This is a genomic window from Streptomyces sp. NPDC048514, from assembly GCF_043199955.1.
Taxonomy (GTDB): domain Bacteria; phylum Actinomycetota; class Actinomycetes; order Streptomycetales; family Streptomycetaceae; genus Streptomyces.
Map to the genome: position 1 here is coordinate 656043 of NZ_JBICWT010000002.1, position 14852 is coordinate 670894.

Consider the following 14852-nt stretch of genomic DNA (forward strand, 5'->3'; position numbering starts at 1 on the left):
CGATTCCTCCTTCTACTTGGTCGGTTCACGGTCGTCGCGGGCGGCCCCGCGGGCGGTGGCCTAACGGCCTCCGCGCGGGTCGGCCCTTCCGCGTTCGTAGCGTCGGACGCGGCGGTAACCGGTCAGTTGCCCCTCGTGGTCGAGTTCGACCTGGTAGGTCGCCATCAGGCTCATCGTGTCTGGCACCCTCGCCAGTTCGAGGACCTCGACCTCCAGCGCCCACCCGTCCTCGGTCTGCTCGAACGAGGACACCGAGTCCGGTGCGAGGCCGGTGAGTTCGGCGAGCTGGGCGCGAGCCTGACGCAGCACCTCCATGGGGGCCGGACGGCGGTCCTCCGCCGAGCGCCTGCCCGTCCTGCCCTGCGACTTCTCGGTCTCCTGTGATTCCTGCGATTCCTGTGATTCATGGGAATCGTGTGACTCACGGGAGTTTTGTGTCTGGGATGTGTTCTTCGTGTTCGACATGGCCACCTCTCCCTGCGTGTGGCCGCCATGCCCTTGGCCAAACCTTCGGGAGTCAACGCATGCCACGAGCCGGCTGTCGTGCCTGGTCGGAGGGGATGGGTCAGCCGGCCTGTGCCGCGAGGCGCCTTCGGGCGGGCTTCAGGGACCGGCCACGGCTCGGGACACCGGCCCAGGGGTCCGTCCGTGCCTGGTCCACCGCGTCGGCGATGGTCCAGTGACGGGCATCGACCCCGGGATCGTCCACCTGTTCCCAGGCTAGGGGCACAGCGACGGGCGCGCCCGGCAGAGGGCGGACGGTGTACGGGGCGACGGCGGTCTGCGCGTAGGCGTTGCGCTGCACGTCCAGGTAGAGCCGGTCGCCGCGGTCGCTCTTGCGGGCGGCGGTGGTGAGCCGTTCCGGGTGCCGGGACGCGGCCCGCTCGGCGACGTCGTGGGCGAATCGGCGTACGGTGCCGAAGTCGTCGCGTCCGTCGAGCGGCACGACGAGGTGCAGCCCGCGCGAGCCGGTCGTCATCGGTGCCACGGGCAGGCCCAGCTCCTCCAGCAGCTCCCGCAGCCATCCGGCGGCCTGCCGCACCGCGCCGAAGTCGTCGCCGGACGGGTCCAGGTCGAAGACCAGCCGGTCGGGGTGGTCCGGGCCGGCGGCGCGGTCGGTGCGGGAGAGCCAGCGGTGCAGCGTGAGACAGGCCTGGTCGGCGAGGTAGAGCAGGGTGGCGGTGTCGTCGCACACGACGTGCGTGACCGTGCCGCCCTCCTTGGTGACCTCGGCGCGCGTGATCCACTCCGGATAGTGCTCCGGGGTGTTCTTCTGCATGAACCGCGGCCCGTCCAGGCCGTCCGGATACCTCTCCAGCATCAGCGGACGGCCGCGCAGATGCGGCAGGAGGTGGGACGCGACGGACCGGTAGTAGTCGGCGAGGTCGCCCTTGGTGTACTCCGCGGCCTTCCCACCGCCGGGGAAGAGGACCTTCCCCGGCCGCTGGATCGGCACCGTGCGGCGGCCCACCCGTACCGTCCGCACGTCGCCGTGGCTCATCGCACGACCGCCTCCTCCACCAGCAGCTTCGCCGCCGCGGCGATGCCCACCGCGTCGATGCCGGCCGCGTGCAGCTGCTCGTCGGGCGCCGCCGAGCCCGGCATGGTGCGCACCGCGAGCCGGACCAGGCGGGGCACGGGCCGGCCGTCGCCGAACGCCTCCGCGACGGCGTCCCCGAGGCCGCCCTCGGCGTGGTGGTCCTCGACGGTGAGCAGGCAGCCGGTCTCCTCGGCGGCCCGGCGCAGCGTCTCGGTGTCCACGGGCTTCACGGAGTACAGGTCGATGACCCGTACCCGGATGCCGTCCTCGGCGAGCCGGTCGGCCGCGGCCAGCGCCTCGGGCACGGTCACCCCGGCGGCGACGACGGTCAGCCGGTCGTCCTCCGTGGAGCGCAGCGTCTTGCTGCCGCCCACCGGGAACTCCTCCTCGGGGCCGTAGATCACCGGTGACTTGCCGCGGGAGGTGCGCAGATAGCGGATGCCGTCGAGGCCGGCCATGGTCGCCACCAGCTTGGCCGTCTGGTTGGCGTCGCACGGGTAGAGCACGGTCGAGCCGTACACGGCACGGAACATCGCCAGGTCCTCCAGGCCCATCTGCGAGGGTCCGTCCTGGCCGATGGCCACACCGGCGTGCGAGCCGACCAGGTTGAGCCCGGAGCCGCTGATGGAGGCCATGCGCACGAAGTCGTAGGCCCGGCTGAAGAACGCGGCGAACGTGCACGCGTACGGTACCCAGTCGCGGGTGGCCATGCCGACGGCGGCGGCGACGAGCTGCTGCTCGGCGATGTAGCACTCGAAGTACCGGTCCGGGTGGGCCTTGGCGAACTCCTCGGTCCGGGTGGAGTCACCGACCTCACCGTCCAGGGCGACGATGTCGCCGCGGGCGCTGCCCAGCGCGGCGAGGGCCTTGCCGAAGGCGTCCCGGGTGGCGACCTCGTCCCCCAGGTCGTAGCGCGGCAGCTGCAGGACCTCGGTGGTGACCGAGCGCAGCGCGGCGGCGGCGGGGGGCTCGCTTACCCGGACGCGCAGCTCGCGCGGTCCGCCGAGCTCGGCGATGGCGTCCTCGGCCTCGGGCAGCGGCTTGCCGTGCATTCCCTCCCGGTCCTCGACGGAGGCGACGCCCTTGCCCTTGAGGGTGCGGGCGAGGATCACGGTGGGCTGCCCGGTGGTGGACAGCGCCTCCCCGTACGCCCGGTCGATCTTGTCGACGTCGTGACCGTCGATCTCGACGGTGTGCCAGCCGAAGGCCTGGAAACGCCGGGCGTAGGCGTCCAGGTCGTGACCGTGCCGGGTGGGTCCGCGCTGTCCGAGACGATTGACGTCGACGATCGCGGTCAGGTTGTCCAGGTTCTCGTGGCCGGCGTGTTCGGCGGCCTCCCACACGGAGCCCTCGGCCAGTTCGCTGTCCCCGCACAGCACCCACACCCGGTACCCGGTGCGGTCCAGCCGCTTCCCGGCGAGCGCGATACCGACTCCGACCGGCAGGCCCTGACCGAGAGAGCCGGTGGCCGTCTCCACCCAGGGCAGGCGCCGGGGCGTCGGATGCCCTTCGAGCCGGCTGCCGAGCTTGCGGAAGGTGAGCAGCTCGCCGTCCTCGACGGCGCCGGCCGCCTTGTAGGCGGAGTACAGCAACGGCGAGGCGTGTCCCTTGGACAGCACGAGGCGGTCGTTGGCGGGGTGTTCGGGGCGTTCGAAGTCGTAGCGCAGATGGTTCGCCAGCAGGACGGCCATCAGATCGGCCGCGGACATCGAGGACGTGGGATGCCCGGACCCAGCGGCGGCGGACGCCCGCACGCTGTCCACGCGCAACTGCTGTCCCAGGTCGGCGAGTTCGGCGTTGTTCATGAGTCTCCTCGGTCTCCTTGCACAGAGTCGGTCTGGTGGGGGCGGTCCGCGGGGTCAGGGGGGTCGGAGCGCCTGACGGGGCCGGGTGCGGGGTGCCCGGGGGCGGGGTGGGGGAATCCGGAACGCCCGGGGGAAGGGCGCCCCCGGCCGCCCTCGGCCGCAGCTCCGCCGGGCTGATCGGGCGCCGGTTCCCGACCGGGCTGCCGCCTGGCGGCCTCCCCGCCCGGCTGATTCCGGGCGGGCTCCCGGCCGGGCTGATTCCTGGCGGGAGCCGGGCCCGGCTTGTTCCTGGGGGGCTCCGGGGCCTGCCGGCTTCTCGCGGACTGCGAGCCCGGCCGGTTCCTCGCGGACTTTGGGTCCTGCCGGTTCCTCGCGTTGTGCTCGGTGGGCGCGCTCTTCTCGTTCGGCTGTTTCGTCATGGGCTCTTCTCCTCGCCGTCGGGCCCGGCGTCGGACCCCGCAGGTGGCCCGGAAGCCACGCCCTTCCCTGACTGCTTCCCCCGCAGGGCCGGACCACCGGGTACCCGCGCCACTTCCGGTGAGGCCGTGTCCAGGGGCACCGACCACGCCCGCAGGAGGCCCAACTGGACGCCCTGGCGCGGGAGTACGCTGTCCAGCAGCCAGTCGGCGGCGACTCGGACGCGGTTGCCCGGCAGTGCGGCCAGGTGGTAGCCGCGGGTGACCGCGCCGGCCGCCGGGCCGGACAGCGGGATGCCGAGCGGATTGGCGGCGGCCCGGACCCCGCCCAGGTCCACGGCGAAGCCGAGATCCCGGTGCCGGTACGGGCGCCGGCGCCGGCCGAGCCCGAGCGAGGCGGCCACGTTCTCCCCGGCCACCCGGCCCTGCCGCCACGCGTGCTGGGCCGTCATGGGCGTGAACTCGCCGGGACGCCGCAGGTCCGGTACCGCGGCCGCGTCGCCGCAGGCGAAGACGTCCGGGCGGCCCGGCATCCGCAGAAACGGGTCGACGATCAGCCGGCCGCGCTCCAGCGGCTGACCGACGGCCTCCACCAGCGGATCAGGCCGTACGCCCACGCACCACACCAGGGTCCTGGACGCGACGAACTCACCGTCCGTGAGCAGTACCCCGTCCTGGGTGGCCTCCTTCACCGAGGTTCCCATCCGGACGTCCACACCTCGCGCCCGCAGCACCCGGCCGGCCGTGCGCGACAGCCGCCGGTCCAGCTCCGGCAGCACGCGCGGCGCCACGTCCAGCAGGATCCAGCGGGGGCGCACTCCGGCGGGCAGCGGGCTGCGGCGGGCCAGCCGGTCGGTGAACATCTGCAGGTGCGCGGCCACCTCGGTGCCGGTGTAGCCGGCGCCGACGACGACGAAGGTGCACCGGGCGGCGCTGGTCGCGGCGTCGTCGTCCGCCGCGGCCAGCTCCACCTGCCGGGTGACGTGGTCGCGCAGATACAGCGCCTCGGGCAGCCCGCGGAACCCGTGCGCGTGCTCGGCGACCCCCGGGATCGGCAGCAGCTTGTTGACACTGCCGACGGCGAGCACCAGCCGGTCGTACTCGAGGGTGCCCGTACCGCCCTCGGGCCCGGTGTAGTGGACGACGTTGCCGTCCAGGTCTACCCGGTCCGCCTCGCCGAGCACGAGCCGCACCCCGCGCAGAGTGCCGGGCAGCGAGACGGTGACCCTGCGGGCCTCCAGGATGCCCGCGGCCACCTGGGGCAACAGGGGCAGGTACAGGAAGTAGTCGGTCGGGTTCAGCAGCGTGACGTCGGCCCGGTCGCGGGTCAGACGGGCCAGGGTGCGAGCGGCCCGGTACCCGGCGAAACCGGCGCCGACGACCACGACGTGAGGTCGGCTCACGGGGCGCCTCCGGCGGTCTGGCTCGTCCGAGGCCTTCCGCGTAACCGGGGCAGGGGCACCCAAACGCCGGGCGGGTCACCCGTACGCCGGAGTGAGCACCCGAACGCCGCCCGGCCCGCCACGCCGTTCCGGATGCCCACCGGCCGGGGCGGCACGTCCGGCCCGGCTCGCCGTCCGGCCCGGCTCGCCGTCCGGGTCGGCGCATCGGTGGAGACGGCGTTTCGCCGGGAAGCCGCCGGTTACCCGGCCCGGGACCTGTTGACCCGCAGCCCAGCAGCCCCGCGCGGAGGTGCGCTCATGCCCGAGTACGGCTATTTCCTGGCAAGCGAGGAACACGACCCGGCCGGCCTCGTCGAACAGGCCCGGATGGCCGAGCAGGCCGGCTTCCAGGCGCTGTGGATCTCCGACCACTTCCACCCGTGGAACGACGCGCAGGGGCAGAGTTCGTTCGTGTGGTCGGTGATCGGCGCACTGTCGGAGGCCGTGTCGCTGCCCATCGAGACCGCGGTGACCTGCCCGACCGTACGGATGCACCCGGCGGTGGTGGCGCAGGCCGCGGCGACGAGCGCGGTGATGACCGAGGGCCGCTTCCGGCTCGGGGTCGGCACGGGCGAGGCGCTGAACGAGCACATCCTCGGCGACCGGTGGCCGCCGCTGCACGTACGGCTGGAGATGCTGGAGGAATCGATCCAGGTGATGCGCCGGCTGTTCACCGGTGAGGAGGTCAACCACCACGGCACGCACTACACCGTGGAGAACGCCCGCCTCTACACCGTCCCCGACGAACCGGTGCCGATCGACATCTCCGGGTTCGGCCCGAAGGCCACGTCGCTCGCGGCCCGGGTCGGCGACGGCTACATCACGATGATGCCGGAGGAGGAGATGGTCACGCAGTTCCGCAAGGGCGGCGGTGGCACGAATCCGGTGAGCGGCGGCACGAAGGTCTGTTACGGCACCGACCGGGAAGAGTGCGTCCGTACGGTGCACGGGCTCTGGTACAACCAGCTGCTTCCCGGCGAGATGGGCCAGGTCCTGCCGTCGCCGCGGCACTTCGAGCAGTTGCAGGAACTGGTCACCGAGGACATGGTCCGGGAGAACGTGGTGTGCGGCGACGACGTCGACCAGCACGTGTCCGCGTTGCGAGCGTTCGCCGACGCCGGGTTCGACCGCGTGTACGTGAATCAGATCGGGCCGGACCAGCGGGGCTTCTTCGACTTCTACCGCACGAAGGTGCTGCCGCGGCTTGGCGGGTGACGCCTTCGGGGCGTCGGGCGTCGGGGGGTGCGGATGGGACGTCGAGTGCGGGCCGGGCGGGGCCCGGCGCGCAGTTCCCCGCGCCCCTTTTGCGTCGGCTCTCGCACCGGCGACCGGAGCAGCCGTTGAAGCGGTGGGACGTCGAGTGCGGGCCGGGTGGGACCGGGCGCGCAGTCCCCGCGCCCCTCTTGCGGCGGCTCTCGCACCGGCGACCGGAGCAGCCGTTGAAGCGGTGGGACGTCGGGGGCTGGGCGGGCGGGGCCGGGCGCGCAGTTCCCCGCGCCCCTCTTGCGGCGGTGCATCCTTGCGTCGGCCGCCGCCGTGTGGAATTCGTGCGGTCCGCGGGCGAGGGGTGCCCCCGGCCCCGCGGGGCCGGGGGCACGTGGGGGCGTGGTCAGGCTCGGTGGTGGGGGTCCTCCGGGTGGAGGCTCGGCCTGGCCGGGGCGTCGGGCGGCATCGGCGGGTACGGCATGCCGAGGCCGCCGGGCGGGGCGGCCGGCGCGGTGCCGCCGATCACGTGCTGCGGGGGGTGCGGGGTGTGGTGCCCGTGCCCCGGGCGCGCGGCGCCGCGCAGCAGGTAGGCCGCCACGGCCAGGATCGCCGCGGTGATCAGTGCGGCCGCCCAGCCGGGCAGGCCGATGGCCAGGGCCAGGCCCACTGCGAGCGCCACCGCGGCGCCCGCGTAGAGGGCGGCCGCGCCGGAGGCGGCGTAGAGCGTGGCGGTGCGGCGCTGCTTGCGTGACTGCTCGCGCAGTTCGTCGCGTACCGTCTCGCGTGCCACCTGTGCCAGCTCTTCGACGAGGTGCTTGTCCAGATGTTCCAGGTGATCCAAACGGTCCATACCTTGCGGGTACCCTGCGAACACCGTCGGTAACGCCGAGGCCGCTGCGCCGCGCGGGCCACCCCAACTAGGCTCGGCCGCATGGAGATTATGGGCGCCTCGCTGCGCATCTGCGTCGACGACCTCGAAGCCGTGATCCCTTTCTACGAAAGCCTGGCGGGCGGCAGAGCGCTGCGTTTCGACCGCGGCGGGGTCCAGGTCGCCGCGGTCGGCTCCTTCCTCCTGATGAGCGGCCCCGAGGCGGAACTGGAGATCCTGCGCAAGGTGACGGCGACGATCGCCGTGCAGGACGTGGACGAGGCCCACCGGCTGCTGACGGAGCTGGGCGCCCGGATCGTCGCAGGGCCGGTGGCGACACCGGGGGGCCGCAATCTGCTCGCGGTGCATCCGGACGGCTCGGTCTTCGAGTACGTGGACCAGCGGGGCTGAGTCCGAGCCGGCCGCCCCGGGTGCCGTGCCGGGTCAGCCGGGCCGAGCCGGTCCGGCCCGAGTGCCGTCCCCGGTCAGCCGGTCCGGCCCGGGTGCCGCCCCCGTGAGCCGGTCCGGCCCGGGTGCCGCCCCCGTGAGCCGGTCCGGCCCGGGTGCCGTCCCAGGTCAGCCGGCCCGGCCCCGTACGGTCAGGCCGGGGCCGGGTGCATACGGAAGTCGTAGCGGGCGGGCAGGGGCCCGTCGCCGAGGCGGGCCCACAGCCGGTCGATCACGTCCGCGCCCTCCCTGAGGTCGGCGACCTCGAAACCCTCGTCGAAAACGGCGCGGGCCCGCGCGGCCCGGCCCTCGGCGAGCAGCAGCTCGGCCTCGAACAGCCGGAACCGGCCGCGCTGCCGGACGGTGCCCGGCAGCCGGTCCCACACCGCCCGGGCCCGCGCCGTGTGCCGGACGCGGAGCAACGCGTCCAGGGCCTCCCGGCCGAGCGCGGCCACGGCGGCGGTCCAGGCCTCTCCCTCGCCGTCGTCGGTCACGGGAGTGTCTCCCACGTCGCCGGCGTCGGTCAGAGGGATGTCGTGGCCGTCGCCGCCGGCCGTCACGGGAGTGTCTCCCACGTCGTCCGGGCGGCGGGGCAGTGCGCGGCACAGGTCGTCGAAGGCGTCCGCGTAGCGTTCGGCGGCCCGCTCGTGGTGGCCGGTCTCCTGTTCGGCGACGGCCAGGCAGCGCAGCAGTGGCCACGGGGACGACGTGCGTGCAAGGCCGCGTTCCCAGCTGCGGACCGCCTGTGCCCGGTCGCCGCCGTGCCACTGGGCGACCCCCAGGTGGTACTCGGTGTGCGGGGTGGCCCTCGCGGTCTCCAGCATGTCCCGCCAGTGGGGCGCGACCAGGGTGTCGCCGGGCGGCCCCGCCCGGCGCGGTTCGGGCAGCGAGCCGGTGCGCAGCAGGTCCCGCCAGGGCTCCTGTGCCTCGCCGAGGGTGGACTCGGCGAACGGCGTGCCCGGCAACTTCCACCCGTTACACAGGACTTCGAGCGCACCCCAGCCGGAGCCGACGGCCAGGATCTCACCGGGTCCGGTGTCGGCGCCCGGCCGCCAGGCCGCGTAGGCCTCCTCGACGCGGGCACGCGGCAGGGCGGCCTCCAGCCGTTCCTCCGCCTCCTGCACGGCTCGGGCCCATGGTCCGCCGGGCGGCGCGTCGAGCGGCCCGTAGGCCTCCAGCCACGACACCTCGCTCTCCGCCTCCAGCCGGACGTGCTCGAGCTGGGTGCGGGCGAGGCCGGCCTGGATCTCGCAGTAGCCGCCGGTGCCCGGCTCGGTCAGCCACTCCTGCCAGCGCCGGCCGCCGGCACCGCTGCCCCAGACGAACAACTTGCGGCCGCGCAGCACATCCGTGGACGTCTGCACCAGCCCGTGCCCGTCCGCGTCCGCCGCGGCGATCCAGCGGCGGCGCCCGTCCGGGACCTCGTAGAAGTAGTCGGCGGCGTGGGGGCTGTTCAGTGGGTAGGTGCGGTCGAGACCCTCGTACGACGGAACCGGCACCCGGCGCAGCCGGCGTTCGTAGCCGAAGTGCCAGGCCTCTTCGGCGGGGGCCAGCACCCGGCGGTCCTCGGGCACGGCGATGTTGGACCACCAGTACGTGGGCACGGGCCGCTCGTGCGGGTTGCGGATGCGGACGCCGGCGTAGAGGAAATCCGAGCCGTCGGGCAGCCACAGGTCGACCTGGAAGGGCAGGTCGCGCAGTCGCTCCCACTCCCACAGGCGCAGCATCTCGCCGCCGTCGGGGGCCGGGACGCGGGCGGCGTGCAGGGGCGCGCAGGAGAGGGTGGTGTGGCCGGTGGCGCCGATGTTCCATTCGATGCCGCCGGAGTACCAGGCGCCGTTGAGCGCGAAGTTGGCGGGCTGGAACACCGGGTTGCGGTAGAGGAGTTCACGTCCGGTGGGCAGGTGGACCAGGGAGGCGATCCGGCCACCGAGGCCGGGCAGGACGGTGGCGCGCAGCCGGTCGTTCTCGATCACGAGCGCGTCGAGGTTGCGGGGCCGGCGGGTTCTGCCGTACCCGTCCCGGATCCGCACCGGCAGCAGGCTGTGCAGCGGCCCGTGGCCGAGCTGCCGGGCCATGTCCCGGGGCATCTCCTCGCGCTCCCGGTCGTCGATGCGGTGCACCTCGTCGAGTGGGCGCAGGGGCGGCAGGGGGTTGTCGGGCCCCAACCGCGCGGCGGACAGGGCCAGTACCTCACGTCGGATCCTCGTCACGATGACCATGGAACCCGGCGACGCGGGACTCGGCCAGGGGAGCTGCCGGTCAGGATTGCGCAAAGGCGTCCACGACCGCGCCGTCCGGAAGCGCGCCCGGCGGGGCCGCCGGGGCCGGGGCCGGGGCAGGGGCCGGGGCAGGGGGAGCGACCGCGCGGTGCCGGGAGACGGTCAGCCGGTGGGGCGCATCTCGGCGGTCAGGGCCCAGCGTTCGTGATCGCGCCAGGCTCCGTCGACGTAGATCATGGCGGGCGAGAAGCCCTCCCGCCGGAACCCGGCGCCCCGGGCGAGGGCGATGGAGGCGGTGTTCTCGGGCTGCGCGTTGATCTCCAGCCGGTGCAGGCCCAGCGGTCCGAACGCGTACCCGATCACCAGTCCCAGGCCCTCGCGCATCAGCCCGCGTCCGGCGGCGTGCGCGAAGGCACCGTAACCGAGGGCGCCGCACTGGAAGCCGCCCCGGACGATGTTGTTGACGTTGATGTACCCGGCGATGTCCCCGCTGTCCTTCTCGCACACCAGGAAGCCGGCCTTCGCCGGGTCCTCGATCAGCCGGCCGGCGTACTCGGCGTACGCCTCGTCGGTGTCCGGCGGGAACAGCCACGGCCGGTGCAGGTCCCTGCTCTCCCGGGTCCGGCCGGTGAACTCGGCACCGTCCTGGAGGGTGAAGTGACGGATGGCGGCGCGGGGGCCCTCGGCGAGGAAACGGGACGGGGGGTGCGGCATCCGGCCAGCCTACGACGTGCCCGGGCCGGCGTCCGCCGGGTTTCCCCGCACGGATCACGGCCCCGCACTCACACCACACGAGGTCACACCCCGCACGGGCCGGTCCCGGCCTCGGGGAACATGAGAACGATCACGGGCCGATCGGCACGAGCGCGCTGAGTCAGCCGGTGCGCATCGCGGTGTTGATCCAGGAGGTGAAGCTGCTGATGCGGTTGAATACGGGACTGCTGGCGTTGGGGGCGGCTAGACCGCAGCCGGCGCCCCAGGAGTAGATCCCGGCCAACCGGCCCTGGTAGGCGAGTGGGGCGCCCTGGTCAGCCGGACAAGTGTCCTTGGCACCCGTCGGGTCACCGGCGCACATCATGCGGCTGGTGACCCTCTTGCCCTTGAAGTCCTGGCACTGGGTGGCGGAATACGTGGTGAGTTGGGCTTGCTGCAAGAGATCGGGCAGGTCGTTGTGGGCGTTCGTCGCGCCGAAGCTGGTGACGACGGCGGGACTCCCGGCCGGGGGGTCGCTCTCGGCAAGGGGGATCGGCTTGATCGACGGGCCGGCGGGCAGGCTGCCGGCCAGCGTGAGCACGGCGATGTTGCCGTCATAGGTGCTCTTGTCGAACGCCGGGTGGATGGCGATCTTCGTGACATCCTTTACGAGTCCGTCGACGTAGTACTTGTTGGAGCCGACGTGGACCTGAACATCGGAGGATGCGAGATCGTTGACGCAGGTGGCGGTGGTGACGACGTGCTTGAGGTCGACCAGCGCCCCTTCGCACATCACAACCGGCGCCCACACGGACACCATGTAGGGGAACTGGGAGGCGCTCCTCACGTCGGTGCCACCGGAGATCGCCTGCGCGGACGTCACTGGCAGGGCCAGGCATGTCGCCGTCAGCGCAACGCCCGCCCACCGTGCTCGCCGAGCCCAACCCCGTGTCACACGCCTTGCCGGTGAACGCCTCACGCGTGCCTCCTCTTCGATGATGGACATCGTGGCCTCCGGAGCCACCTGTCACGACGATGCGTTCAACGAACACGGCACCGGTAAGTCACCACAGCCGCCGGCCCCCGGTGCGAGGAGACCGGTGAGCCCGGCGACCGCCGCCGGGGACGACTTGAAGCAGTCGAACGCATCGAAACCCGTGTTCTCCCGCGCGTTGGCGCTGAGAACGATCACGGGCCGATCGGCGTGGGCCGCAGTGGCAGGCCGTCGTCCAGTGCGGCGGCTTCCGCCTGTGCGAGCGCCCGGTAGAGCGAGGCGACCGAGACGGTCGTGCCAGGCGGTGGGTGCCCCGCGGTCGTCCCGCGCGGGAGCTCAGCGCAGGGCCGGCCGGTCCAGGGTCAACGTCCCGGAGTCGGCGTCGAGTTCGGCCGCCACTCCGAAGGGGATGGTGAGCGCTCCGGCGCAGTGGCCGAATCCGAAGTCCTCGACCACCGGAACGCCGAGCGAGCCCAGCCGGTCGGCCAGCAGCTGCCGCACCTCGGCGTAGTCCGCGCAGTTCTCCCAGGAGCCCAGCAGCACCCCGCGAACCCCCTCCAGCCAGCCCGCGCGCAGGAGCTGGGTGAGATACCGGTCCAGCCGGTACGTCTCCTCGCCCACGTCCTCCAGGCACAGCAGTCCGCCGCTCGCCGAGGGACGGGCGTGCGGGGCGCCGCGTTCCGCCGCGAGCAGGCACAGACAGCCGCCGAGGGTGACACCGCGGGCCCGTCCGGGTACCAGGGGTGTGCCGCCGGAGGCGATGGTGCGGACCGTCTCCGGGGCGAAGAGCGTGGCCCGCAGATGCTCCTGCGCCCCCGCGTGTTTGACGAAGTCGATGCCGGCCGCCATCGGTCCGTGCAGCGTGGCGAGGCCCAGCCGGGTGGCGATGGCCTCGTGCAGGACGGTGATGTCGCTGAATCCGACGAGGACCTTGGGGCCGGCCGCCCGCATCGCCTCCCAGTCGAGCAGGTCGACCACGCGCTGCGCCCCGTACCCGCCGCGGGCACACAGCACCGCGTCCACGCGGGGGTCGCACCAGGCGTTCTGGAGGTCGGCCGCGCGGTCGGCGTCCGTGCCGGCCAGGTAGCCGAACTCGCCGTGCCGGTCCAGGACATGGGGGCCGACCACCGGGTCGAGGTCCCAGCCGCGCAGCACGTCGAGGCCCGCCTGCAGCCGCTCCTCGGGCACCGGTCCGCTGGTGGCGACGACGGCCACCCGCGCCCCCGGGGCCAGCCTGGCCGGCCGCAGCAGTTCCTTCACGGGCGCAGCTCCACCTTCGGGATCTCCGGCACCGGGGTCAGCCCGAACACCTGGGCGTACAGCGACAGTTCCGCCTCAAGGGCGCGGATCATCGTGTCGGCCCGCCGGAACCCGTGCCCCTCCCCCGCGAAGGTGAGGTAGGCGTGCGGCACGCCCCGGCCCGCGATCCGGGCGAGGAAGCGTTCGCACTGGGCGGGCGGGCAGATGACGTCGTCCAGGCCCTGGAGCAGCAGGAAGGGCACGGTGAGCCGGTCGGCGCGCGCGGTCGGCGATCGTTCGGCGTACCGGGCGGGCACCTCGGCGAGCGGGCCGATCAGCGACTCCAGGTAGCGGGACTCGAAGTCGTGGGTCTCCCCCGGACCCCAGGTGGTCAGGTCCAGGACCGGGTAGATGATGGTGCCGCAGGCGTAGAGGTCGGTCGTGGTCAGGGAGGCGGCGGTGGTCCAGCCGCCGGCGCTGCCGCCCCGGATCGCGAGCCGGTCGGGGTCCGCGGTGCCCTCGTCGGCGAGCGCGCGGGCGACGGCCGCGCAGTCCTCGACGTCGACCACGCCCCACTGCTCGCGCAGCCGCTCCCGGTAGGCCCGGCCGTAGCCGGTGGAGCCGCCGTAGTTCACCTCGGCGACGCCGATGCCCCGGGAGGTGAAGTAGGCGATCTCCAGGTCCAGCACGAGCGGCACGCGGCTGGTGGGGCCGCCGTGCGCCCAGATGACGTACGGCGGCAACTCACCGTCGTCGGGCGTCCGCTCCGGGTGGTGCGGAGGGTAGACGTGGGCGTGCACCTCGCGGCCGTCGGGGCCGGCGAAGACGCGGATCTGCGGCTCGGGGTAGTAGGCCGGGTCGACGGGGTCCCGGTGCCGGGCGCCGATCGCCCGGGCGCGGCCGGTGCGGGTGTCCAGCTCGACGACCTCGTGGGCGGTGCGCGGGCTGGCGCCGACCGCGACGATCCGTTCCCCGTGTGCCGCGAGCGTGGAGGCGAACTCGGTCCACGGTCCGGCGGCGTCGACGACCTCGCCGGATTCCGGGTCCAGTATGCCGAGCAGGGTCGATCCCCGGCCGTGCACGACCGCGATCAGGCCGTTGTCCAGCGGCGCGAACCAGCGCAGGCCCAGCTTCCACAGCGGGCCGGCGAACTCCTCCTCGCGCGTGCACAGCGGGACGCCGTCCCGGTACAGGTTCCACCAGCCGTCGCGGTCGCTCGCGTACAGCAGCCGGCCGTCCGGGGACCATTCCGCCTGGGCGACGGCCTCCTCCGGGCCGCCCGCCACGGTGCGGACCGAGTGCAGGGCGCCGTCGGCACCGACCTCGCCGACGAGCAGCTCGGTGCCGTCCCACGGCATCCGGGGATGGTCCCAGCCGAGCCAGGCGGCCCGGCGGCCGTCGGGCGAGAGCCGGGGGCCGGTGACGAACCGGTGCCGTTCCTGGTCGAGTTCGCGTATCGCGGCCCGGTCCTCGGCGGCCGAGCCGTCCAGCGGTACGGCGGCCAGGACGCGCCGCACGTCCCCCGGGCCGTCCCCGGTGAACTCCTCCAGCACGCACCACACCTCACCACGGGTGAGGTCCACCCGCGGCTCCGCCCAGCGCAGTCCACCGCCCACCGGTGACACAGGGGTCAGCGGTCGCGGCTCGCCGCCGGGCTCGTACCGGTACAGCCGCTGGTCGGCGAAGTGCGTGAACACCACCAGGGGGCTGCCGTCCGCCACCACGCCGGTCCACGGCCGGCCGCCGTACTCGATGACCCGGTTGCGCACGTTCCACGGCGGCGGCAGCACCGACTCCTCGGTGCCGTCCGCGGTCCGCCGTACCAGCGCCCGCCGGCCGCCCTCGGCCGGCCGCGGCTCGGTCCACCACACCTCGTCCCCGACGAAGCCCACCCACTCCGGATGCCCGTCGTGCGCGGCGGCCAGCGCCGCGCCGATGGGCGAGGGCCAGCAGCCGTACGCCGTCTTCCGCACCTCGTCC

The 14852-nt window shown here is 73.7% G+C and carries 12 protein-coding genes; 2 read left to right on the forward strand and 10 right to left on the reverse strand.

All coding sequences use genetic code 11. From position 1 onward, the window contains the following. Nucleotides 1-60: 60 nt before the first annotated feature. From ACGFT2_RS05785 to ACGFT2_RS05800, 4 genes are all read right to left on the reverse strand, one after another. Nucleotides 61-465: a gas vesicle protein gene (locus tag ACGFT2_RS05785; RefSeq protein WP_393273807.1), complete on the reverse strand. Its 405-nt coding sequence runs from the start codon at nt 463-465 to the stop codon at nt 61-63. Nucleotides 466-565: 100 nt separating this feature from the next. Then, nucleotides 566-1501 (reverse strand): non-homologous end-joining DNA ligase, encoded by a 936-nt coding sequence (ligD, locus tag ACGFT2_RS05790; RefSeq protein ID WP_393273809.1) that lies wholly within the window; start codon nt 1499-1501, stop codon nt 566-568. Then, the gene (locus ACGFT2_RS05795; protein ID WP_393273810.1) at nt 1498-3345 is read right to left on the reverse strand and encodes a transketolase; all 1848 of its coding nucleotides are present in this window, start codon (nt 3343-3345) and stop codon (nt 1498-1500) included. Before ACGFT2_RS05795 ends, ligD begins: the two co-directional genes overlap by 4 nt. Nucleotides 3346-3760: 415 nt before the next feature. Then, nucleotides 3761-5164 (reverse strand): NAD(P)/FAD-dependent oxidoreductase, encoded by a 1404-nt coding sequence (locus ACGFT2_RS05800; RefSeq protein WP_393273812.1) that lies wholly within the window; start codon nt 5162-5164, stop codon nt 3761-3763. A 297-nt stretch (nt 5165-5461) separates the two neighbouring features. Here ACGFT2_RS05800 and ACGFT2_RS05805 point away from each other — a divergent pair, with 297 nt between their 5' ends. Next, nucleotides 5462-6418 carry an LLM class F420-dependent oxidoreductase gene (locus ACGFT2_RS05805; protein ID WP_393273814.1) on the forward strand — a complete coding sequence of 319 codons (957 nt, stop codon included), beginning with the start codon at nt 5462-5464 and terminating at the stop codon, nt 6416-6418. A gap of 394 nt (nt 6419-6812) precedes the next feature. Here the strand turns inward: ACGFT2_RS05805 and ACGFT2_RS05810 are convergent, their stop codons facing one another. Beyond that, complete coding sequence (locus ACGFT2_RS05810; RefSeq protein WP_393273816.1) at nt 6813-7259, reverse strand: phage holin family protein; 447 nt, start codon at nt 7257-7259, stop codon at nt 6813-6815. An 81-nt stretch (nt 7260-7340) separates the two neighbouring features. Between ACGFT2_RS05810 and ACGFT2_RS05815 the strand changes: the two genes are divergently transcribed. Next, nucleotides 7341-7688 (forward strand): VOC family protein, encoded by a 348-nt coding sequence (locus ACGFT2_RS05815; RefSeq protein WP_393273817.1) that lies wholly within the window; start codon nt 7341-7343, stop codon nt 7686-7688. A 188-nt stretch (nt 7689-7876) separates the two neighbouring features. Here ACGFT2_RS05815 and ACGFT2_RS05820 read toward each other — a convergent pair whose 3' ends face one another. The 5 genes from ACGFT2_RS05820 to ACGFT2_RS05840 form a co-directional block, all read right to left on the reverse strand. Then, nucleotides 7877-9946 (reverse strand): DUF5107 domain-containing protein, encoded by a 2070-nt coding sequence (locus ACGFT2_RS05820; RefSeq protein WP_393273819.1) that lies wholly within the window; start codon nt 9944-9946, stop codon nt 7877-7879. 162 nt (nt 9947-10108) lie between these two features. Continuing rightward, nucleotides 10109-10660 carry a GNAT family N-acetyltransferase gene (locus ACGFT2_RS05825; protein ID WP_393273821.1) on the reverse strand — a complete coding sequence of 184 codons (552 nt, stop codon included), beginning with the start codon at nt 10658-10660 and terminating at the stop codon, nt 10109-10111. A gap of 160 nt (nt 10661-10820) precedes the next feature. Beyond that, the gene (locus tag ACGFT2_RS05830) at nt 10821-11645 is read right to left on the reverse strand and encodes a S1 family serine peptidase (protein ID WP_393273823.1); all 825 of its coding nucleotides are present in this window, start codon (nt 11643-11645) and stop codon (nt 10821-10823) included. 324 nt (nt 11646-11969) lie between these two features. Further along, nucleotides 11970-12893, reverse strand: coding sequence for an LD-carboxypeptidase (locus ACGFT2_RS05835; protein WP_393273825.1), 924 nt, complete (start codon nt 12891-12893; stop codon nt 11970-11972). Beyond that, nucleotides 12890-14845: a prolyl oligopeptidase family serine peptidase gene (locus ACGFT2_RS05840; protein WP_393273826.1), complete on the reverse strand. Its 1956-nt coding sequence runs from the start codon at nt 14843-14845 to the stop codon at nt 12890-12892. Before ACGFT2_RS05840 ends, ACGFT2_RS05835 begins: the two co-directional genes overlap by 4 nt. Nucleotides 14846-14852: the final 7 nt, after the last annotated feature.